Below are 23377 nucleotides of genomic sequence, written 5' to 3' on the forward strand. Positions count from 1 at the left end.
AGAGCGACGGCAGTTGGGACGTGGCGACTGAGCCGGTGCGTCCCCTCAGCGGCTCGGTCGGTGACAACGTCGCGGTGACCTATCCGTCGCCGATCACCCTCTCCGAAGGGCCGTTGTACCGGCTGAGGGTGCACACGCGGTCGCTTTACAACAACGATGCGAGCTACCTGGAGTCGTACAGCACGGTGACGACGAAGGGCTGGTGCTACTTCAAGGTCGACACCACCGCCCCCAAGGCCCCGAAGATCACCTTCGGTACCCCGTACAGCGAGTGCACCGACGACGCCTGCACGGCGGCCGGCGGACCCGGCACCAAGGCGCAGTTCACGTTCTCCCCGGCGACCGGTGACACCACTAACACGCATTACCAGTACAAGCTTTCCACCGACAAGGCCTGGTCGGCGGCGATCGCCGGCGAGACGGTCAAGCCGTGGATCACGCCACGGCTGTCGGGCCTGCAGCAGCTCCAAGTCCGGGCGAAGGACGTCAACGGCTGGGGCGGCAAGGCGATCGTGGAGTTCAAGGTCGCCGAGGGACAGACGGCGGTCGGCCGCTGGCACTTCGACGACGCCGCAGCGGGTTCGGGCGTGACGACGGCGGCCGACACCGCCACCGAGGGCGCCCGGCACCCGGCGACGCTGTACACCACCGGTGCGGGCTGGTCCTCGCTGGCTCGCCGGGGCGATGGCGACCGTTCGCTCTGGTTGAACGACACCTCCGACACCACGCGCCAGGCCGGGTACGCGGCCACCACCGAGTCGGTCGTCAACACCCAGTCCTCGTTCACCGTCGGGGCGTGGGCGTACCTCACGGACTCATCCGCCTACCGCACTGTCCTGTCGCAGACCGGCAGCGACAGCTCCAGCTTCTCCCTCTACTACTCGTCCGGTGCGCAGCGCTGGGTGTTCCTGTGGAGCTGGTACGAGAACGGCGTACGCAAGTACCAGGGCGCCGATGCGGACGCCGCCGGCGTGCCGCTCAAGGCGTGGACCCACGTGGCGGGTTCGTACGACGCCGAGAACCGGACCATCCGCCTCTACGTCAACGGACGGCTCCAGGGCTCGCCGGTGAGCCTGCCCGCCACCTCGGACGCGACGGTCGTGGACGGAGCGCTGCAGGTCGGCCGGGTCGCTTACAGCGCGGGCACCTACCAGAACTACTGGCGCGGCCGGGTCGATGAAGTGGCGGTCTGGCAGCGGCTGCTGACCGACGACGAGGTCGCCACCGAAGCCCGGTTGCTGGACACGGACGGCAACGCGGAAGTCGAGCTGATGGCCGCCTGGGACCCGGCCGGAGCGAGCGGCACCAGCGTGGCCGACAGCGTCTCCGGCTACGGGCGGACCCTCACGCTCACCGGCGGGGCCACGCTGGACGGCGAGGCGATCGTGCTCCATGGCACGGACGACGCGGCCACCGCGGCCGGGCCGGTGATCGACGAGTCCGGCTCGTTCACGGCGACCGCCGCGGTGGAGCTGGGCTCAGCCATGGCCGCCAAGGCCGACGGCTACGTCGCCCAGGTCGTCGGCCAGCGCGGCACCGACGGCGCCTCGTGGGGCCTGTGGTTCGAGAAGACCGGCACCGAGTTCGACCCGGAGACCGAGACGGAGCTTCCCGTCGGCAAGTGGTACTTCGGCCGACTGAACGCCGACGGCAGCTGGACGGCGGTGGTCTCCGACGAGGCCGCGATCGTCTCCGCCAACAGCGTGACGCAGCTGACCGGTGTGTTCGACGCGTACACCGACACCATCAGCCTGTACATCGGCATCAACCAGAACGGCTCCGACCTCGCCTACACCGCCGTGGCGGGCTCCGCCGACTTCGCGGTCGGCAAGGGCTTCGTGAACTCCGCCTGGGCGCACTACCTCGCCGGCAGGATCACCGATGTGCGGATCTGGGCCGGGGCCATGTCCGGCCAGCAGCAGATCTCCGACACCGTGGGCGCCACCGGTGCCTGACCGCTCACGCCACCTCCTGTTCTCCGTCCGTCCGTTCTCCTTCCGTCGTGATCACCAGGGGAGTTGTGTCATGAGCGCCGGTATACGTGCCCGTCTGCGCGCCCGCCGGGGCAGTGGCGGTATCGGACGCGTCGCGGTGCCGGCGCTCGTACTGGCCGTCCTCGCGCCGACCGCGCTGGCCGGGCCGGTCCAGGCGGCGGACCGCGGGTTGGGCCGCCCCGACGCGCCGAAGCAGGAGGTCTCCGAGGTCCACGCGGTCACCGGCCTCGGAGCTGGGAAGGCCCGGGCCCGGGTGGCCGCGGTCGGCAAGGAGAACGCCCTGCAAGCCCGGCGGGCCAAGACGCAGCAGACTGCGACCTGGCCGAAGGCCGGTGCGGCGAGCGCGAAGCCCGCCGGGAAGGGCAAGGCCGCCCGGCTGACCGCAGGCGGGCTCCCCGTGACGCTCGCCGACACCTCCGGCAGCACCCGGATCGAGGTCCTGGACCGGAAGAAGACCGAGGCCGCCGGCGTCAAGGGCGTGCTACTGACGGCGACGGCCACCGAGCCCGGCACCGCGAAGATCGGCGTCGACTACTCGGCCTTCGCCTCCGCGTACGGTGGCGACTGGGCGGGCCGCCTGCGCCTATACAGCCTCCCGGCCTGCGCCCTGACCACCCCGGACAAGCCGGCCTGCCGCGAGCGCACCCCGCTCGACTCCCACAACGACATCTCGGGCAGGACCGTTTCCGCGGACATCGCGCTGACGGAGACGCCAACGGGCACGGCGTCGAACAGGGCAGAAGAGTCCGGCACGGTAACCCCGGCGAGCTTCTCCTCGGCCACCACCGCTGCCGCCGCGACCGACTCCTCCGCGACAACCGTCCTGGCCCTGGCCGCCACCACGGGCGCGTCCACGTCCGGCTCCGGCGACTACACCGCGAGCCCTCTCTCGTCCTCCTCCACTTGGGAGGCGGGCGGCTCATCGGGCGCGTTCACGTGGTCGTACGACATGGCCGTACCGCCCGCCGCGGCGGGGCCGAAACCGAGCGTGTCGCTGTCGTACGACTCTGGCAGCATCGACGGCCGGACAGCCTCGACGAACAACCAGGGCAGCCAGGTCGGCGAGGGCTTCGATCTGTCCGCCGCGTCCTACGTGGAGCGCTCGTACGGCTCCTGCGACGAGGACGGGCAGGATGACAAGTACGACCTGTGCTGGAAGTACGACAACGCCTCCATCGTCCTCAACGGCAAGTCCAACGAGTTGATCAAGGACGACACGACCGGTGTGTGGCGGCTGAGCTCCGATGACGCCTCCACGGTCACCCACTCCACCGGCGCCGACAACGGCGACGGCAACGGCGAGTACTGGACCGTGATCACCGGCGACGGCACCAAGTACGTCTTCGGCCTCAACAAGCTGCCTGGCGCGGGCACCGACGACGCCACCGACTCCGTGTGGACGGTCCCGGTCTACGGCGACGACTCCGGCGAGCCCGGTTACGACCAGGGCTCCGCCTTCGCCGACCGGTCCGTGACCCAGGCCTGGCGCTGGAACCTGGACTACGTCGTGGACACGCACGGCAACGCCATGACGTACTGGTACACGCCGGAGACCAACTACTACGCCAAGAACGGTGCCGACACCGCCACCACCAAGTACACCCGCGGTGGCTACCTCAACAAGATCCTCTACGGTCAGGACAAGGACACCCTGTTCTCCGGCGTGACCTCCGACAAGGTCACCTTCTCCTACGCCGAGCGCTGCACCGCCTCCGATTGCTCTGAGTTGAAGGAGTCCACCGCCGACAACTGGCCGGACGTCCCCTATGACTCGGTGTGCGCCTCGGGTGCCGACTGCGACGCGGTCAGCCCGGCCTTCTTCACCCGCAAGCGCCTGACCAACGTCACCACGCACGCCTGGTCGGCCACGGCGAGCGCCCTCACCGCCGTCGACAGCTGGGACCTGACCCAGGAGTACCTGGACGGCGGCGACATCGGCGACACCTCAGACCAGACCCTGACCCTGAAGTCGGTCCGGCACACCGGGAAGAACGGCACCGACATCGCGCTCGACCCGGTGACCTTCACCTACGAGATGCGCCCCAACCGAGTCGATGCCACCGACAACATCCTGCCGCTGACCCGGCCCCGCATGAGGACGGTCACCTCCGAGACGGGCGCCATCACCACCGTCACCCTCTCCGGGCCGGAGTGCGTGCGCGGTTCGAACATGCCGGCCGCCGAGGACGACAACTCCAAGTCCTGCTACCCGCAGTACTGGCACATCAACGGCGCCGAGAACGCCTCGCTCGACTGGTTCCACAAGTACCGGGTCACCGCCGTCGGCACCGCCGACCCGACCGGCAAGAACGAGGGCACCGAGAACACCTACAGCTACGCCGACCCGGCCTGGCACTACAACGACGATCCGCTGACCCCGGAGGACGAGCGCACCTGGTCCGTCTGGCGCGGCTATGGCAAGGTCACCGTCACCAAGGGCATCGCGGGCAAGACCCAGTCGAAGACCGTCTCCCTCTACCTGCAGGGCATGCACGGCGACAAGCGCAAGGACACCACCGCCACCCGGTCCGTCTCGGTCGCCGGCATCGACGTCGCCGGTCTGGACGTCGCCGACCAGACCGACAGCGACGCGTACGCGGGCTTCCTGCGCGAGCAGATCACCTACGACGGCTCGACCCCGATCGCGGTCACCGTCAACGATCCTTGGTCCCGCCGTACCGCGACCCAGCACAAGTCCTACGCCGATTCCGAGGCGTACTACGTGCGCACGGAGAAGACCTTCACCCACACCTACCTGACGGCGAAGGCCGACTGGCGCACGCGCACCACCGCCACCACCGAGTGGGACGACTACGGCAATCCGCTGAAGGTGTACGACGCGGGCGACACCGCCGTCACCGGCGACGAGACCTGCACCCGCACCTGGTACGTGGCCAACTCCGACGTGGGCATCAACTCCCTGGTCACCCGCAAGCGGGTGGTCGGCCGGGCCTGCTCGACCGCCGAGACCGATCTTTCCCTGCCGACGTCCAGTGCCACTCGTGGCGACGTGCTGTCCGACGCTGCCACCGTCTACGACGGCCCCGCCACCACCACCGCCTGGACGGCGTCCCAGACGCCGACACTCGGTGAGGCCACCTGGACCGGCCGCGCCTCCGCCTACCCGGCCGCGGCGACGAACGGCGAGCGCAACCCGTCGAGCTGGCAGACCCTCAGCCGGAGCACGTACGACGCCCTGGGCCGGGTCGCCTCCGTCACCGACACGGCCGGCAACACCAGCACCACGTCCTACACGCCCGTCGCGGCCGGCCCGCTGACCAGGACCAAGGTCACCAACGCCAAGTCGCAGAGCATCTACACCTACAACGACTACGCCAGGGGCCTGCCGACCAAGGTCTACGACGTCAACAACAAGATCACCGAGACGACGTACGACGCCCTCGGCCGCGCCACCGCGACCTGGCTGCCCAACCGTTCCCGCTCCGGCGGCTACAGCGCCAACCACACCTACGCCTACTCCGTCACCGACGGCGCCCCGTCCTGGTCCTCGACCTCCTCGCTCAAGTCCGACGGCACCACGTACAACACCAGCTACCAGATCTACGACTCGCTGCTGCGCCCGCTCCAGAGCCAGACACCGACCCCGCAGGGCGGACGGCTGCTCACCGACACCCGCTACGACAGCCGCGGCCTGGCCTACGAGACGTACGCCGACGTCTTCGACACGACATCCACCCCGAACGGCACCTACACCCGCGCCGAGTACGGCCGCGCCCCCAAGCAGACCGCGATCGTCTTCGACGGTGCCGAGCGGCCGGTGAGCGGCACCTTCTACGTGTACGGCGTGCAGAAGTGGAGCAACAGCAGCACGTACACGGGTGACTCCACCGCGACCACGGCCGCTGCAGGCGGCTCGGCGACCCGGACCATCGTGGACGCCCTGGGGCGCACGGTCGAGACCCGCGAGTACGCCGGTACGAGCCCCGCCGACACCGGTTACGGGGCGGGTGTGGGCGCGTCCTACACCTCCACGAAGTTCACGTACACCCGTGACGGCAAGCAGGAAACCATCACCGGCCCGGACAGCAGCTGGTCCTACGGCTACGACCTGTATGGCCGTCAGACCTCCGCCACCGACCCGGACAAGGGCACAGCGACCACCGGCTACACCAGCCTGGACCAGGTCTCCTGGACCAAGGACGCGGCCGGCCGGGTCCTCATCACCGCCTACGACGTACTGGGCCGCACCACCGGTACTTGGTCCGCTGCCGCCGGCGCCGACCTGACCTCCACCACGGAGGAGCAGGTCGACGCGAACAAGCTCACGGCCTACGCGTACGACACGCTCGTCAAGGGCCAGCTCGACTCCTCCACCCGCTACGTCGGGGGTGTCTCCGGCAGCGCTTACACCCGCAAGGTGACGGCCTACGACAGCCTGTACCGGGCCACCACCACCCAGCTGATCCTGCCGTCGACCGACCCGCTCGTCACCTCCAAGGCCGTGGGCTCGACACTGACCTTCTCCACGTACTACAACATCGACGGCACCCAGCAGTACACCGCGGAGCCCGCCGCCGGCGGTCTCGGCGCGGAGACCGTCGCCTTCGAATACGACGGCCTGGGCCTCAACACGAAGTCCGGTGGCACCAGTGATTACCTGCTGGACACCAGCTACTCCGCCCTGAGCCAGCCCGAGGTGCTCACCCTCGGCACTTCCGCGGCCGCGGGTACCAAGAAGGCGTACGTCAGCAACCTGTACGAGGAGGGCACCGACCGCCTGACCCGCTCCTCGGTCACCGATGACACGCACGCCTACAAGCTCCAGGAACTGAACTACAGCTACGACGAAGCGGGCAACGTCACCGCCATCTCCGACCCGACCACCCTGGGCGGGACCGGCAAGGCGGACCACCAGTGCTTCAGCTACGACGGTCACCGCCGTTTGCTGGAGTCTTGGACCCCGTCGACGGCGGACTGCGCCACCTCCGGCCGTACGACGGCGAACCTGGGTGGCGCCGACCCGTACTGGACGTCGTACACCTACAAGAACTCCGGCCTGCGAGCCACCGAGACCACCCACACCACCAGCGCGACCACCACCCGGACCTACTGCTACGACAGCACGAAGGTCCACCGGCTCACCGCCACCACCACCGGCGCCACCTGCACCGGCGTCACGGCTGCTTACGGCTACGACACCACCGGCAACACCACCAGCCGGCCCGACGGCAGCGCGAGCCAGGCCCTCACCTGGTCCGCGGAGGGCCGCCTCGACACAGTCAAGGAAGGCGCGAGCACCACCGGTTACGTCTACGACGCGGACGGCGATCTCCTGATCCGCCGCAACACCGGCGGTGAGACAGTCCTGTACCTGGGCACGACCGAGGTCCATCTCGACACCTCGAACTCGACCGCGAAGTACTGGGCCCAGCGCTACTACAGCGGCGCCGGCTCCATCGTCGCCCTGCGCAGCAACAAGTCCGGTACGTCGACACTGACCTGGCTGGCCGCCGACCACCACGGCACCAGCAGCCTGGCCGTGGACGCCTCCACCCAGGCCGTCACCAAGCGCTACACCACTCCGTTCGGTGCCCCGCGCGCCGGAGGCACCGGCACCTGGCCCGACGACAAGGCGTTCCTCGGCGCCTCCGCCGACAACTCCACCGGCATGACCCATTTGGGCGCCCGTGAGTACGACCCGGTCACCGGCCGGTTCATCAGCGTCGACCCGCTGCTCAGTCTGGATCAGCATCAGTCGCTGAACGGCTACACCTACGGCAACAACAACCCGGCGACCTGGTCCGACCCCACCGGTCTGGAGATCGGGTCGATGCCCAACTCCTGCCGCTACTCGCTCGCGAACTGCGACTCCAAGACGCAGAAGTCGGTCGGCTACGACCCGAAGACCGGTACGGTCGACCCCTCCAAGGGCACCGCCAGCACCAGCAGCACCGGCACGACCACCAGCGTTCCCACCCCCATCAAGAGGAACGGTGTCAGTGGCCCGAAGTGGGGCTGGCTGTCGGCCATTGAGGACACGGTCGTCGACTACGGCTCCGCGATCTTCTCCCAGCCCGACATCTGGTGGGGCGCCGCCGAGACCGCCGGAAGCATGATTCTTATGGGCGCCGGCGCAGACCTCGTCATCGCGGGCGGGGCCGTCTGCGCCGCCACCGGCGTCGGCTGTGTCATTGGTGTTCCCGCCGCCGCAGGCGGCGTGGCCCTGATCGGCGCTGGCGCCGCGGGCACGGCGGACGGCATCGGCCGCATCAACGACGGGCTCGGGAAAGCGCTCAGAGAGGCCGAGTCGAATGCAGGGAAGAGCGAGGGAGCTGGATCCACAGCCAAGAGCGGAGACCTCGGTCCGAAATGGAAGGCGCAAGAACCGTCAAATATTTGTGGGAGTAGCGGTTGTGAAGACGTAGCTGTAGATATCCAGGCGAAGATCGGCGGAGAGCGAATGCGTATAACCGACCAGTACGGTGCACCACAACTCGGGAAATACCGAGGTGAGGACACGGGTTGGGCGCATCACGACGTCGTGCTGAAAGATGGACAGGTATACGATGCGTGGACAGGGCGTCACGGTGAACCTGTGGACCGCTACATGAGTCGCTGGGAGTACGGTGAATATCTGCAGATGAAGCCGAGCCCCTATCAGCCGTGAGGTGTTTGAAATGAATTTTGTGCGGCTTTTCTCTGATGTGCAAAGGCGGCCGGATGCTTACGGCCTAAATGGCGGCTACCGAGAGCACGTCGCCTTCATCAACGGTTGTAACGCTGCGACTGGGGCTGAACTGTTGCAAGGTTTCTCCGAGCGTTTGGCTGCAAAGCTAGGGGAGGGGGAAAATCTCTACTGGGCACTTCTGGTGGCCAACCTTGCTTCCTCACCAGTCCGAGTGCGGCGTTTGGATGACCTGAGTCAGCAGCAGGAGGAACGTGCCGTCGCAGTGCTCTTCGATGAGCTCTTGGCTTTCTTGTATCCCGCTTCTGCAGGAGCATCATGAACGAGCCTGGGTCCACCGCGCGACAGTTCGTTTTTAGTAACGGAAAGTGCTGACCCATTCCGCGTCGTTCTGGCAGAGAAATTGCGCGAACGTCTATGATCGACCGAAAAGGAGCGACGGCGGCCTGAGGTCGACTGTGTGCCATCATCGAACAACATCAGTACATCGGGCCGTTCTGGGCGATTCGTTGCACGACGGCAGGAAGTGCAGCTCGATGCGGTCCGGGTGATCGGCGAGCCATGCGCGGACCTTGCGGGAGCGGTGCGCGGAGTGGCCTTAAAGCCCCCGAGAGTCATCGGGGCTCGGCGAGTCGCAGCTCCAGCCACCCGGCGGGGTAGCACCCACCAGTCGGCAGGGGACCGCAGCCTTCCGCCGGATACTCCGCGGCCCGCCCGGTTTCCAGGCTTGGAGCCATGACACAGCGCATGGATGCCGCGATGCCTCCGGTCGACGAGAAGTCCCCGACCGACGGCAGGGCCGAACCCTCGACCGGCACGCCACGCATGCCCGGCGTGGGCCGGCTGATCGGCCTGGACCTGGCCCGCGGCCTCGCCGTATTCGGCATGTTCGCGGCCCACGTCGGACCCGATCCGAGCGAGGGCGGAGTGATCGGCTTCCTGATGGAGCTGGCCCATGGCCGCTCCTCCGCTCTCTTCGCCTTCCTGGCGGGCTTCGCCGTCGTGCTCATCACCGGGCGCAGCGTGCCGAAGACGGGCCGGGCAGGACGCCAAGCCGTCGCCAAGGTGATCATCCGGGCCGTGATCCTGCTGGCCGTGGGCTCGGCGCTGACCATGACCGGCACCCCGGTCGAGGTGATCCTCGCCTTCTACGGCGTGTACTTCCTGCTCGTCCTGCCGCTGTACCAGCTCAGTGCCGGCCCTCTGGCGGTGATCGCGGCGGGCACGGCCCTCGTCATGCCGCAGGTGCTGTACGTGGTGAAGCAGGTGCTCGGCTACGGCGGATCGCCCTTGCCCGGTGAGCCCGAAGGACCCCTCTCCTTGCTCATCACCGGCACCTATCCGGCCCTGACGTGGATTCCGTTCGTCATCGCCGGCATGGCCGTGGCCCGCCTCGACCTGACCGCCACCGCCGTACGCGCACGCCTCGCGCTGACCGGCGTCGTGCTCGCGGTCATCGGCTACGGCGGCTCCTGGCTGACGCTCCATGCTGTGCCCGGCGCGCTGTCCGCCATCGGTGAGTCGGGATTCGGCGGGAACCCGTCGAGCGCATGGTGGTCCGACACGGCCGGCTTCCCGTCCGGTGACACCCCCTACTGGCTGCTGGTGGCCTCTCCGCACAGCGAGACGACCCTGTCGATCCTCGGCAACACCGGCGTGGCGATCGCCGTCGTGACCGTCTGCCTCGCCGCCATGGACGCCTTCCCCCGCCTGCGCCACCTGGCCGGGCCGGTCATCGCGGTCGGCTCCATGTCGCTGACGGCCTACGTCCTGCACATCGTGGGCATCCAACTCCTGGGCATCGACGAACTGCCCGGCTCGCCGCTGCATGTGCTGGTCGGCTTCATCGTGAGTGTCATGGCTTTCGCGATGCTCTGGTCGCGGTATGGCGCACGCGGCCCTCTGGAGTGGCTGATGGCCAAGGCGACCGACATCGCGCGCCACGTCCGGTGAGCGGGGCGCAGGCGACTTCGCCCGCGATCTGGCGTTCAGGAAGATCGAGGCGGTGCTGCCCCTCAGTGGCCGCCGCCGGGCAGGAGGTTGCCGTTATTCACAGGCAAGGCACAGACACGGCCGCCGCCCTCTGCGTACAGACCTTGGCCGCCGCCCTCTGCAGAGGGCGGCGGCTGTTCACTCATGGGACCGGGGGCGTGTGCCAGGTAGCGGCGGGTTCAGCGCCTCAAGCGTCCCGGAGCAGCAGCGGGTTCGCGCCAAGCCTGCAACGCCTGTGCTGCCGTAAGCCCGTAAGCCCGTAAGCCCGTAAGCCCGCACGCCCAGCTGTCCCCGACCCACGGCGCACGTCACTGATGGCTCCGGCCTCCTTCGATGGGCATCGCGGGCAGAATGGTTGCGTGCCCCCTTTCGACCAACCCCCTTTAGGCCGGCCCTGTTTCCAGCTGCCCCGTGGCGCCCGAGCCGACGCCGCACTGGCTCTCGGGACGTTCGTGTTGGTAGCGGTCGCGGAGGGGCAGCTGCTGCGGAGCGGAGAGGGCTCGACGCCCTCGCTCATCGCGTCGTGGCTGCTGATCGCTGCGGTGTGCGGAGCGCTGCTGTTACGGCGCCGGTATCCGGTGGCGGTGGGATGGTTCACGGCGCTGGCCACGGGCGGCTACCACCTGTGGAGCGACACCGACGGTCCGTTGGTCGTGGTGCCGATCGTGGCGTTGTACGCCATCGCGGCCCAGGGCCGGTTGCAGGCCGCTGTCGCCATGGCGGCAGCGATGGTGATCGGCATGTCCGCGGGCACCTTCGCGGGCACCAGCGACATCAACGGCACGGCGGTGTTCATGCTCGCCGGCTGGCTGGTCGCCGTCGTGGCTCTCGGCACCGTGCGGCACGGCCGGGCGGCCCATGCCGAGGAGGAGGCGCGGCTGCGGGCCACCGAGGAGCGGCTGCGCATCGCTCGCGAGCTGCACGATGTGATCGGGCACAACATCTCGATGATCAACGTGCAGGCGGGTGCGGCGCTGCATCGACTGAAGAAGGACCCCGCACAGGCCGAGGAGGCGCTCGGCGCGATCAAGGCGGGCAGCCGGGAGACCCTACGGGAGCTTCGGGCCACCCTCGGGGTGCTCCGCCGGGTCGATGAGGAAGCGCCCACGGCGCCTGCGCCGGGACTCGCCCGGGTGGACGAGCTGGCGGCTTCGGCGAAGCCGGCGGGGCTCACGGTGCGGATCGTGCGGACCGGGGTGGAACGCTCGCTGCCCGCCCCGGTCGACTTGGCCGCGTACCGGATCGTGCAGGAGTCCCTGACCAACGCCGCCAAACACAGCGGCGCCGGGCGCGTCTCCATCCGACTCTCCTACGGAGACGAGGAGCTGACCCTGGCTGTCGAGGACGACGGCCGGGGCACGGCGGCCCGCCCGGCCGGGGCCGGTGGTGGCAGCGGGATCGCCGGCATGACCGAGCGGGCGCGGGCACTGGGCGGCGAACTGGCCGCAGGTCCGCGGCCGGAGGGCGGATTCGCGGTGCGGGCCCGGGTGCCGTACGGGAGCACAGGAGAGCCGATGGAGGAGGGCGACCGATGATCAGGGTCCTGCTGGCGGATGACCAGAGGCTGGTGCGGGCCGGGTTCCGGTCGATACTCGCGGACGAGGACGACATCGAGGTGGTGGGCGAAGCCGCGGACGGGCAAGCCGCGGTCTCGGCCTGCCGCGACCTCGAGCCGGACGTGGTCCTGATGGACATTCGGATGCCGGGGATGGACGGTCTGGAAGCCTCCCGGGCGATCGCCGGGGACGAGCGGCTGGCATCGGTGAAGGTGGTCATCCTGACGACCTTCGATCTGGACGACTACGTGTACGGGGCGCTGCGAGCCGGGGCGACGGGCTTTCTGGTGAAGGACACGGAGCCGGAGGAACTGCTGCAGGCGGTGCGGGTCGCCGCCCGCGGTGATGCCCTGATCAGCCCGTCCGTCACGCGGCGGCTCATCGCCGAGTTCGCGGGCCGGGTGAAGGGCCCTCAGCCGCATCCCCGGCTCGGTGTCCTCACCGAACGGGAGCGTGAGGTCATGCAGTTGGTCGCAGCGGGGCTCACGAACGACGAGATCGCGGCGCGCCTTGTGCTGGCACAGTCGACGGCGAAGACGCATGTCAGCCGGATCATGTCGAAGCTGGGGGCGCGGGACAGGTCGCAGGTCGTGGTGATGGCGTACGAGTCGGGCCTGGTCAGCCCGGGCTGGATGGCGGAGTAGGCCGTGTCGTCACATTCCCGTCGTCGCCCGGAGGGCGGCCCGGCGGTGGGGGCCCCTCCCGCCTGAGCGAAGCCGAGAGCGGGGGAGCGTGCATGGCGTCGCGAGGCAGACGGGAATGTGACGACACGGACTAGGCCGGAGGGTGGGGGAGTTGGTGCACGGTCGGCCGCAGGCTCCTCGCAACTCCTGGGGTACGGCGCGGCGGCAGCGTACATCCGCTGGGGTACGACCGGTGTCGGCCGGAGACTGACGATTCGGCCCCCGGCGCGCAGGCACGATCGAGGCCATGAACGCACGCCTCTTCACCGGACGGGTCACGGCCGCGCTCGTCGGCACGCTCGTCGGGGCCGCCGCCGGGATTCTGCTGGTCTCGGCCGCCGGTGCCCTGGCCGTGGAGGTCGACGGCGTGTTCGCCCTCCTGGCGATCGGCCTGCCCGCGCTCTGCGGCGCCGTGGTGGGCGCGTTCGTCACCCCTGGCAACTCACGCTGAATCCGAGGTAGTCACCCATGTCTTCCACCCGCGGCACAGCCGCGCCTCTTGCCCTGCCCACACCACCGGTCCGGCCGGACCGGCCGCGCGGCGGCCGGTTCGGATCCCTGGCCGGCTGGGCGCAGCGTCACCGCTGGGCCGCCCTGCTGATCTGGGTGGCCGTCCTGGTCACGGTCACGCTGGGATCGCAGGCCGCAGGCTCCGCGTACAAGAACGACTTCTCCCTGCCGGGCACCGATTCCCAGGCCGCCACCGACCTGTTCACGAAGCACGGCTCCGCCCAGGCCGGGGACAGCGTCGACATCGTGCTCAAGGACAGGCAGGGCATCGACGCGCCCAAGGCGACCGTCGAGCAGATGCTGGCCGAGGTCGAACGCTTGCCGGGCGTCGCCGAGGTACGCAGTCCGTACACCGACGCCTCCGCCGTCTCGGACGACGGCACGATCGGCTACGCCACCGTCACCCTTGACGCCAAGGCCGAGGCCATCCCGAAGGAGGACGTCACCGCGATCATCGACACCGCCAAGAGCGCCGAGACGGACGGTCTCCAGATCGAGGTCGGCGGCGAGGCTGTGCGTGGCGCCGAGGAGAAGGGAAGCCCGATCGCGGAACTGGCCGGCGTCGTGGCCGCCCTGGTCATCCTCGGGCTGCTCTTCGGCTCACTGGTGGCGGCCTCCGTGCCGCTGCTCACCGCCCTCTTCGCGGTCGGCGCCGCCCTTGGACTGATCGTTCTCGCCTCGCACGTCTTCACCATCGCCGACTTCACGCCGCCCATCACGATGCTCGTCGGACTCGGCGTCGGCGTCGACTACGCCCTGCTGATCTTCTACCGCTACCGCCACGAACTCACCGACGGCGCCGACCCGGCCGCGGCCGGCCGCAAGGCCCTGGACGCCGCCGGCCGCACGGTCTTCTTCGCCGGCTGCACGGTGATCATCGCCCTCCTCGGCCTGGTCGCGCTCGGCCTCGGCTCGCTGCAGGGCGTGGCCCTCGCCCTGGCCCTGACCGTGCTGACCACCATGGCCGCCTCGCTGGTCCTGCTGCCCGCACTGCTGGCGCTCTTCGGCAAACGCATCCAGCGCCATGTGCTCAAGCACGCGGCCAAGACCGAGTCCAAGGGCCAGGCCGAAGGCCGCCGTTGGCGGGCCCTGGCCTCCGCCGTACAGCGCCGTCCGCTGCTGTCACTGCTGGTCGCCGTCCTTGCCCTGCTGGCCCTGTCCGCACCGGCCCTCGGCCTGCGCCTCGGTTTCGCCGACGCGGGCAACGACCCGAGGGCGACGACCTCCAGGCAGGCGTACGACCTGCTCGCCGAGGGTTTCGGCCCGGGCTTCAACGGTCCCCTGGTCGTCGTGGCCCAAGGAGACGAAACAGCAGGCAGGGCCGTCCAGTTGGAGCTGGCCAAGACCGAGGGTGTAGCGGCGGCGAGCCCCGCGATGCCCTCCGAGGACGGCGCCCTGTCCACCGTGATCGTCTACCCGCAGACGGCACCGCAGGACGCAGGCACCACCGATCTCCTGCACCGCCTGCGCGACGACGTGGCCCCGAGGGTGGAGCAGGACACCGGCGCCGAGATCCTGGTCGGCGGGGTCACCGCCGCCTCCCAGGACTTCGCGGACACGGTCTCCAAGCGGCTGCCGCTCTTCGTCGCCGTCGTCGTCGGCCTCTCCTCACTGCTGCTGATGCTGGTCTTCCGGTCGATCCTGATCCCCGTCAAGGCGGCCCTGCTCAACCTGCTCTCGATCACCGCCGCGCTCGGCGCCATGACTCTCGTGTTCCAGCACGGCTTGTTCGGGGTGCAGCCGGGCCCGGTCGAGGCCTTCCTCCCCGTGCTGATCTTCGCGATCGTGTTCGGGCTCTCCATGGACTACGAGGTGTTCCTGGTCTCGCGGATGCATGAGGAGTGGGAGCGTACGAAGGATCACTCCCTCGCCGTACGGGAAGGACTGGCCTCCACCGGCAAGGTGATCACGGCGGCCGGGGCCATCATGATCGTGGTGTTCGGCGCCTTCATGCTGAGTGCCGACCGGATGCTCCAGCAGTTCGGCCTCGGCCTCGCGGTGGCGATCCTGATGGATGCCCTCGTCATCCGCTGCCTGATCGTCCCGGCCCTCATGCATCTGATGGGCAAGTGGGCCTGGTGGCTGCCTGCCCCGCTCGCCCGGCGGCTGCCCAAGGTGGCGCTCGAACGCCCCGCGGACAGCTGAACAACCGGCCCCGTGTGAGCCCGCCCCCTGAATAGGTGGCTTCCCCGACTCGTCGCCATGGACGGACGGTTCCATCGTGTGGCGAAGGGCCCCATGCACAGCTCTCGTCCGGAGTTCCAGCCGAGAGCTGTGCGCAGCCGGTGGTTGAACTCATCCGCAACGGTCCAGGAGGTTCCAGACGCGTACGCCCGCTGTGATGGGTGGTCCGGGACGCCGACAGCAGGTCGTTCTTCGTCAGTGGGCTCGCAAGACATCGAGTGCTGTGAGAGCCGTGTGAAGTTCGGTGCGCTGGCCGCCCGATTCCAGGTCGCGGTCGAGGAGACGCTCGATGGTGCGCAGGCGTTGGTACATGGTTTCGCGGGAGAGGCCGCCCCGGCGTGCGGCGGTGGTCTTGTTGCCGGCCGCGTCGAGGTAGTGGCGCAGGGTCGTCAGCAGGTCGGTGCCGTGCTGGGCGTCGTGGTCGATGAGTCGCCCGAGTTGCCGCTCGGTGTACTCCTGGATTCGGGGGTCCTCGCGGAGGGCGTACAGGAGGCGGCGCAGGCCGATGTCGGACAGCTCGTGGAAGGACCGGTCCGGGGGGAGGGGCTGGCCGGGTGGGGTGGCCTCGGCGACTCGGGCCGCCTCGCGGAAGGAGCGGGCGGTGTCGGAGAGGTCCGTGACCTCGGAACCGACACTCACGACTGCCTGCGGGACCAGGCTCAGTGCCGTGCGGCACAGTCGTTCGACGAGGGGACGCCAGGGCTGGGGCGGACGCAGAGCCAGCAGGACGCCCAGCCGGTCGGGGGCCAGTTCGCCGACGAGGGCCGGGATGCCTGCCGTCCGGAGCTCCTGGAACAGGCGGGTTTCGGCTTCGGTTTCCCCGTTCCCTGTGCGGAGGTCCACCAAGGCCGCGACGAAGCGGCTTCGATCGGTCGGCAGACCCAGCGCGGCGCAGTGGGCGCGCGCGTGCTCGGCGGAGCGGTGGCGCTGTTCGACCAGGTCGCGCAGGGCGTTTCGGTGTGCGGTGCTTTCCCAGGGGGTGGGGTGGATGAGGCGGGCGACGGTCAGTGCCATCGCGGTCCTCTCCAGCACGGTGATGTCCTCCGGGCCGAAGGCCGGCCCGTCGTTGGCGCGAGCGGGGAGCAGAGCGGGGAGCATGGCCACACGGCCCCAGCGTTCGCCCTGGTACTCCACCGGTGCCGCGAGCCAGCCCTCCGGGCCGCAGATCGCCGTATGGTCGCCGGCCCCGGTGGCTCTCGAGCGCTGTTCCCAGTCGGTGAGCGCTTCCTCCACCGTGTTTCCGGACGGCTCGCAGATCAGTGCCTGGTGTACCAGGTTCTCCAGGACGACCGTGTGGCCGCTCATCTCCGCCGCCGCGCGCACCACGTCCTCCGGACCGGCTCCGCGCAGGGTGAGGGCGGTGAACGCCTCGTGGATGCGCTGCGTGCGGCGCATGGCGTCCGTCTGGTTGCCGAGCAGGAGCGCGTGCACGACCTGGGTGACCTCAAGGAAGTTGACGTCCTTGGCCAGGGTGACGAGGGGCAGGCCGCGCAGACGGCAGGCGTCGACGAGCGCGTCCGGCGGACGGTGATAGCGGCGTACGAGTTCGATGACCAGCGCCGCGGCACCGATGTCGGCGAGTTCGTCGACGTACCGGCGCACGCCGGCCGCGTCCTCGGGCAGTGGCATACCGGTGGTGAGGACCAGTTCGCCGCCCTTGAGGAACGACGCGGGGTCGGTCAGCTCGGTGATGTGGACCCACCTGACCGGCCGGTCCAGGTGGGGCACGCCGGTGACGACCTGGGGCTGTCCGGCGGCCAGGACGGGAAGGGCCAGGACGTCGGCCACGGTGAGCGGACGGGTGGGCCCTTGGCCGGCCGGGTCGTTGTCGTTCACGGTATCTCCATGGGGGTCCCCTGCTCTGGTGAGCCGAGAGCTCGGGGGAGTGCCCGGCCACTCTGGCAAGCGTCGCTGACCTGCGCAAGAGCGATCCGTGGGGGATCGGCACCCGGCATGGCCCCGGTGAGGGCTGACACAACGTCCGGATATCGCGTCCCGGCCGGACAGATCGCGCCTTGGCGCGGCCCCGGTCCGCCGAGATGCTCGGCAGACCGCAGCGGAACCGCAGTAGAACCCCAGCAGAACCCCAACAGAACCCCAACAGAACCGCAGCAGACCCAACACCGAGGCCGGGAGACGAACATGACCGCACTGTCGCCACACCTTCGCCAGGCCACGCCCGTGGTGGCGGCCCGGGGCGAGGGTGTCCACCTCTATGACCAGGACGGCCGCCGCTATCTGGACTTCACGGCCGGCATCGGCGTGACCAGCACCGGGCACTGCCACCCCAAGGTCGTGGCGGCGGCGCAGGAGCAGGTGGGCACGCTGATCCACGGCCAGTACACGACGGTCATGCACCAGCCGCTGCGGCGTCTGGTCGAGAAGCTCGGCGAGGTGCTGCCGGCCGGCCTGGACAGCCTGTTCTTCACCAACTCCGGCAGCGAGGCGGTGGAGGCCGCGCTGCGGCTCGCCCGCCAGGCCACCGGCCGCCCCAACGTCATCGTCTGCCACGGCGGCTTCCACGGCCGTACGGTCGCCGCCGCCTCCATGACGACCTCCGGCACTCGCTTCCGGTCCGGCTTCTCCCCGCTGATGAGCGGTGTCGTCGTCACCCCCTTCCCGGCGGCCTACCGCTACGGCTGGGACGAGGAGGCCGCGACCCGCTTCGCCCTGAAGGAACTGGACTACACGCTCCAGACGATCTCCTCGCCCGCCGACACGGCCGCGATCATCGTCGAGCCGGTGCTCGGCGAGGGCGGATACGTCCCCGCGAACCGCGCCTTCATGGAGGGCCTGCGGGAGCGCGCGGACCGCCACGGCTTCCTGCTGATCCTCGACGAGGTGCAGACCGGCGTCGGCCGCACCGGCCGCTTCTGGGGTCACGACCACTTCGGTGTCACGCCCGACATCCTCGTCACCGCCAAGGGCCTCGCCAGCGGGTTCCCGCTGTCCGGCATCGCCGCCTCCGAGGAGCTGATGAGCAAGGCGTGGCCCGGCTCGCAGGGCGGCACGTACGGCGCCAACGCCGTCGCCTGCGCCGCGGCCTGCGCCACCCTCGACGTCGTACGCGACGAAAGGCTCGTCGAGAACGCCGAGGCGATGGGCAAGCGGCTGCGCCAGGGACTGGAGGCGGTGGCCGATCGGACGCCGGGCATCGGCGACGTCCGCGGCCTCGGCCTCATGCTGGCCACCGAGTTCGTCACCGAGGACGGCAGCCCCGACCCCGAGACCGCCGCCCGCGTGCAGCGCGCCGCCATCGACGAGGGCCTGCTCCTGCTGCTGTGCGGCGCCTGGAACCAGGTCGTACGCATGATCCCGGCACTCGTCATCGACGAAACGGCGGTGGACGAGGGCCTCCAGGCATGGGCGACCGCGGTGGAGGCCGGCACATCGGGAGCGGCAGGGCGATGACGGACACCACCACGGCCCTGGAGCCGCTGGTCGCGCGGCTCACCGAGACCGCTCCCGGCCTGCGGGTGGAGACCGGCCCCGGCTCCACCGGCCTCTACGCCTACGACGCCTCCAACTACCGGGTCCCGCCGAGGGCCGTGGTCTTTCCCCGCAGCGCCGACGACGTCGTCGCGGTGCTGCGGGCCTGCCGGGAGACAGGCATCCCGGTCACCGCACGCGGCGGCGGCACCAGCATGGCGGGCAACGCCGTCGGGCCCGGCGTCGTCCTGGACTTCTCCCGGTACCTGAACCGGATCCTGGACATCGACCCGGTGACCCGCACCGCGCGCGTCGAGGCCGGAGTGATCCTCGACGCGCTGCGCGGCGCGACGGCCCTGCACGGGCTCACCTTCGGCCCCGACCCGTCCTCGCACAGCCGCTGCACCCTCGGCGGGATGATCGGCAACGACGCGTGCGGCAACCGGTCAGTGCGGTACGGGCGCACCAGCGGGCACATCGAGGCGCTGGAGATCGTGACGGCCGACGGAGTGCGGGCCGTCGCCGACCGCACCGGACTGCGTGCGGCCGACTCGAACGACTCGGACGCCGTCGAGCGAGTCGCCCGCCTCGAAGCGGACGTACGCCGCCTGATCGAGGCCAACCTGGCGCCGATCCGCACCGAGCTGGGCCGCATTCCGCGTCAGGTCTCCGGCTACCAACTGCACCATCTGCTGCCCGAGCACGGCTTCGACATGGCCCGTGCACTGGTGGGCACCGAGGGCTCCTGTGCGGTCGTCACCGCAGCGACGGTCCGCCTGGTGGCGACCGCACAGGCTTCCACGCTCCTCACCCTCGGCTACGACGACGTCGTCGACGCCGCCGAGGACGTTCCCGAGATCCTGCGCTGGAACCCCACCGCCGTGGAGGGCATGGACGAGGCGATCGTCGCCACCATGCGTGCCCGGCGCGGTCCGGACTCCGTCACCGGCCTCCCCGAGGGGCGTGCCTGGCTGTACGTCGAGCTCGACGGCGACGACCAGGCGGCCGTCGACGCCCGCGCCGCCGAACTGCTGGACGTGCTCAAGGCCCGGGGCCGGATGACCGGCGGGCGGGTCGTGGAGAGCCCGGCCGAGCGGCGCTCGCTGTGGCGGGTCCGCGAGGACGGGGCAGGGCTCGCCGCCCGGCTCGTCGACGGCTCGGAGTCCTGGCCCGGCTGGGAGGACGCGGCCGTCGCGCCCGAGGACCTGGCCGCCTACCTGCGGGACTTCCGCAAGCTGCTGGCCTCCCACGGTCTGACCGGAGTGCTGTACGGACACTTCGGTGCCGGATGCGTCCATGTCCGCATCGACTTCGAGCTCGCCACGGACACCGGGCGGGCCGCCACCCGCCGGTTCCTGACGGAGGCCGCCGCCCTGGTCGTCGAGCACGGCGGAACCCTGTCGGGCGAGCACGGCGACGGGCGGGCGCGCGGCGAGCTGCTGGAGGTCATGTACAGCCATCAGCTGATCCGGGCGTTCGCCGACTTCAAGGAGATCTTCGACCCCGAGGGACTGCTCAACCCCGGTGTCATCGTGGCCCCGGCCCGACTGGACGCCGACCTCGCGCTGCACACGCCCTCCGATGTGCTGCCCGTCGCCAGCCTCTTCTCCTTCCCGCACGACGAGGACGGCTTCGCGGGCGCGGTACGCCGCTGTGTCGGTGTCGGCCGCTGCCGCAGCGACGCCGGCGGCGTGATGTGTCCCAGCTACCGGGCCACGGGGGAGGAGAACGACTCGACGCGGGGCCGGGCCCGGCTGCTCCAGGAGATGGTGCGGGGCGGAACCGTCCAGGCCGGCTGGCGCTCCACGGAAGTGCGTGACGCCCTCGACCTGTGCCTGTCCTGCAAGGCCTGCTCCAGTGACTGTCCGGTGGGCGTCGACATGGCCACGTACAAGGCGGAGTTCCTGCACCAGCACTACAAGGGCAGGATCCGGCCCCGCTCCCACTACTCGCTGGGCTGGCTGCCGCTGACCTCGGCCCTCGCCGGATTCGCCGCCCGCCCGATCAACGCGCTGCTGCGGGGACCGGTCGGCAAGCTGCTCGCCCGGCTCGGCGGCGTGACCACGAAGCGCCGGATCCCGGCCTTCGCCTCCCGGCACGCGCTGCGCCAGGCCCTGCGCAAGGCGAGGACCGGCGAACCGGCGAAGGCCCTGCTCTTCGTCGACAGCTTCACCCGTGCCTTCCGCCCCGAGGTGGCGGGCGCCGCGAGCCGCGTGCTCGCCGACGCCGGCATCCCCTGCACGGCGGAGGACGGTCTGTGCTGCGGCCTGACCTGGGTCAGCACCGGGCAGTTGTCCACCGCCCGCCGCATCATGGCCCGTACGGTCGCCCACCTGGACAACGGCGACGACCGGCCCATCGTCGTGGCCGAACCCAGCTGCGCCGCCGCCCTCAAGCGTGACGTGCCCGAACTGCTCGGCACCGATGCCGCCCAGCGCGTCGCGGCCCGCGTCCACACCCTCACCGGTGCCCTGACCGACCTCGCCGCGCCGGACTGGACACCGCCGGAGCTGCCGGACCAGGTCGTCCTGCAGACCCACTGCCACGAGTACGCCACCTTCAAGGGCCGCCACCCCCGCGACCTGCTCGGCCGCCTCGGCGTACGGAAGGTCGACGAGGCCGAGGGCTGCTGCGGCCTCGCCGGGAACTTCGGCTTCGAGGAACAGCACTACGACACCTCGATGGCCGTCGCCGACCTGGCCCTGAAGCCACGTCTCGACGACATCGACCGGGACACGCCGACGGTCGTCGTGGCCGACGGTTTCAGCTGTGCCACCCAGATCGACCACCTCGCCGGTGACCGGGGCATCCGCGCCCTGCACCTCGCGGAACTGCTCGACCCCACCGCCGATCAACCAGGAGGAACCCCATGACCGACACACCCACGCAGTTGTTCATCGGCGGGGCCTGGGTGGACGCCGCGGACGGCGCCACCATGCCCGTCGACGACCCCGCGACCGGTGAGATCCTCTGCCGTGTCGCCGACGCCGGCGCCAAGGACGCCCAGCGCGCGGAGGACGCGGCAGTCCAGGCGCAGGAGGAGTGGGCCCGTACGGCGCCTCGGGTCCGCAGCGAGATCCTGCGCCGGGCCTACGAGATCATCGTCGAGCGCACCGACGAGCTGGCCCACCTGATGACGGCGGAGATGGGCAAGCCGCTGGCCGAGGCCAGGGGCGAGGTGGCGTACGCGGCCGAGTTCTTCCGCTGGTTCTCCGAGGAGGCCGTCCGTATCGAGGGCGGCCACGGGGTCCTGCCCGACGGCCGCAACCGCATGCTGCTCTCCCGCCGCCCGGTCGGCCCCTGTCTGCTGATCACGCCGTGGAACTTCCCGCTGGCCATGGGCACCCGCAAGATCGGCCCGGCGATCGCCGCCGGCTGCACGATGATCCTCAAGCCGGCCCCGCAGACCCCCCTCTCCAGCCTGGCTCTCGCCGCGATCCTCAAGGAGGCCGGGCTGCCGGACGGCGTGCTCAACGTCGTCACCACCTCCCGTGCGGGGGAGGTGTGCGAACCGCTCCTGCGCGGAGGGCGGATTCGCAAGCTCTCCTTCACCGGCTCCACCAACGTCGGACGCCTGTTGCTCGCCCAGAGCGCGGAGGCGGTCGTGCGAACCTCGATGGAGCTGGGCGGGAACGCGCCGTTCATCGTCTTCGAGGACGCCGACCTGGACAAGGCGGTCGACGGCGCGATGGTCGCCAAGATGCGCAACATGGGCGAGGCCTGCACCGCCGCCAACCGGTTCTTCGTCCACACCTCCGTGGTGGAGGAGTTCGGGCGGCGCCTGGCCGAGCGCATGGGCGCGCTGGTCGTGGGCCCCGGCACCCGGGACGGTGTCGACGTCGGCCCGCTGATCGACCGGACCGGCCGGGCCAAGGTCGAGGAACTGGTGGCCGACGCGGTGGAGCGCGGCGCCCGGGTGCTCGTCGGCGGCCGTACGCCCGAGGGGCCGGGCTGCTTCTACCCGCCGACCGTGCTCACGGACGTCGCCTCCGACAGCCGCCTGATGGACACGGAGATCTTCGGCCCGGTCGCGGCGATCCTCACCTTCGACGACGAGGACGAGGTGATCCGCCGGGCCAACGACACTCCCTGGGGCCTCGTCGGCTACGTCTTCACCGAGGGCCTGGACCGCGCCCTGCGGGTCAGCGAGCGCCTGGAGGTCGGCATGGTCGGCCTCAACACCGGCCTCGTCTCCAACCCGGCCGCCCCCTTCGGCGGCGTCAAGCAGTCCGGGCTGGGCCGCGAGGGCGGCCGGGTCGGGATCGACGAGTTCCTGGAGTACCAGTACCTCGCGGTGCCCGTGCGATGACGGCGGTCCTGCCCTGACATACGCCGCAACGCGCACCGCGGGCCCCCCGTGCCCGGCCGCTCCGTCCTCCTGGC

General features: G+C 70.2%; 12 protein-coding genes. 11 read left to right on the plus strand and 1 reads right to left on the minus strand.

What is annotated here, in order from left to right; genetic code table 11:
* Positions 1 to 20 precede the first annotated feature (20 nt).
* From CES90_RS51795 to CES90_RS45750, 8 genes are all read left to right on the plus strand, one after another.
* Positions 21 to 1955: a LamG domain-containing protein gene (locus tag CES90_RS51795; protein WP_308437920.1), complete on the plus strand. Its 1935-nt coding sequence runs from the start codon at positions 21 to 23 to the stop codon at positions 1953 to 1955.
* A gap of 70 nt (positions 1956 to 2025) precedes the next feature.
* The gene (locus CES90_RS45720; RefSeq protein WP_189787037.1) at positions 2026 to 8622 is read left to right on the plus strand and encodes an RHS repeat-associated core domain-containing protein; all 6597 of its coding nucleotides are present in this window, start codon (positions 2026 to 2028) and stop codon (positions 8620 to 8622) included.
* Position 8623: 1 nt separating this feature from the next.
* Positions 8624 to 8962 carry a hypothetical protein gene (locus CES90_RS45725; RefSeq protein WP_189787036.1) on the plus strand — a complete coding sequence of 113 codons (339 nt, stop codon included), beginning with the start codon at positions 8624 to 8626 and terminating at the stop codon, positions 8960 to 8962.
* Between the two features lie 413 nt (positions 8963 to 9375).
* A complete protein-coding gene (locus tag CES90_RS45730) occupies positions 9376 to 10593 on the plus strand; it encodes a DUF418 domain-containing protein (protein ID WP_232791386.1) in 1218 nt (405 codons plus the stop codon).
* Positions 10594 to 10991: 398 nt separating this feature from the next.
* Positions 10992 to 12167: a sensor histidine kinase gene (locus tag CES90_RS45735; protein WP_232791387.1), complete on the plus strand. Its 1176-nt coding sequence runs from the start codon at positions 10992 to 10994 to the stop codon at positions 12165 to 12167.
* Positions 12164 to 12832: a response regulator gene (locus CES90_RS45740; RefSeq protein ID WP_208921638.1), complete on the plus strand. Its 669-nt coding sequence runs from the start codon at positions 12164 to 12166 to the stop codon at positions 12830 to 12832. The genes CES90_RS45735 and CES90_RS45740 overlap by 4 nt, the downstream gene beginning before the upstream one ends.
* A gap of 286 nt (positions 12833 to 13118) precedes the next feature.
* Positions 13119 to 13322, plus strand: a complete 204-nt coding sequence (locus CES90_RS45745) for a hypothetical protein (protein ID WP_208921640.1) — start codon at positions 13119 to 13121, stop codon at positions 13320 to 13322.
* A gap of 17 nt (positions 13323 to 13339) precedes the next feature.
* Positions 13340 to 15526: an MMPL family transporter gene (locus CES90_RS45750; protein WP_232791388.1), complete on the plus strand. Its 2187-nt coding sequence runs from the start codon at positions 13340 to 13342 to the stop codon at positions 15524 to 15526.
* 234 nt (positions 15527 to 15760) lie between these two features.
* On the opposite strand, the gene CES90_RS45755 is transcribed toward CES90_RS45750, so the two are convergent.
* Entirely contained in the window at positions 15761 to 17401 is a 1641-nt protein-coding gene (locus tag CES90_RS45755; protein WP_208921642.1) for a PucR family transcriptional regulator, read from the minus strand.
* Between the two features lie 306 nt (positions 17402 to 17707).
* On the opposite strand from CES90_RS45755, the gene CES90_RS45760 reads away from it, so the two are divergent.
* From CES90_RS45760 to CES90_RS45770, 3 genes are read left to right on the plus strand one after another with little or no spacing between them, the layout of a single operon-like run.
* Positions 17708 to 18976, plus strand: coding sequence for an aspartate aminotransferase family protein (locus tag CES90_RS45760; protein ID WP_208921644.1), 1269 nt, complete (start codon positions 17708 to 17710; stop codon positions 18974 to 18976).
* Positions 18973 to 21867 carry an FAD-binding and (Fe-S)-binding domain-containing protein gene (locus tag CES90_RS45765; RefSeq protein WP_208921646.1) on the plus strand — a complete coding sequence of 965 codons (2895 nt, stop codon included), beginning with the start codon at positions 18973 to 18975 and terminating at the stop codon, positions 21865 to 21867. Before CES90_RS45760 ends, CES90_RS45765 begins: the two co-directional genes overlap by 4 nt.
* Positions 21864 to 23303 (plus strand): NAD-dependent succinate-semialdehyde dehydrogenase, encoded by a 1440-nt coding sequence (locus tag CES90_RS45770; RefSeq protein ID WP_208921648.1) that lies wholly within the window; start codon positions 21864 to 21866, stop codon positions 23301 to 23303. The genes CES90_RS45765 and CES90_RS45770 overlap by 4 nt, the downstream gene beginning before the upstream one ends.
* Positions 23304 to 23377: the final 74 nt, after the last annotated feature.

This window comes from Streptomyces capitiformicae (assembly GCF_002214185.1).
GTDB classification, from domain to species: domain Bacteria; phylum Actinomycetota; class Actinomycetes; order Streptomycetales; family Streptomycetaceae; genus Streptomyces; species Streptomyces capitiformicae.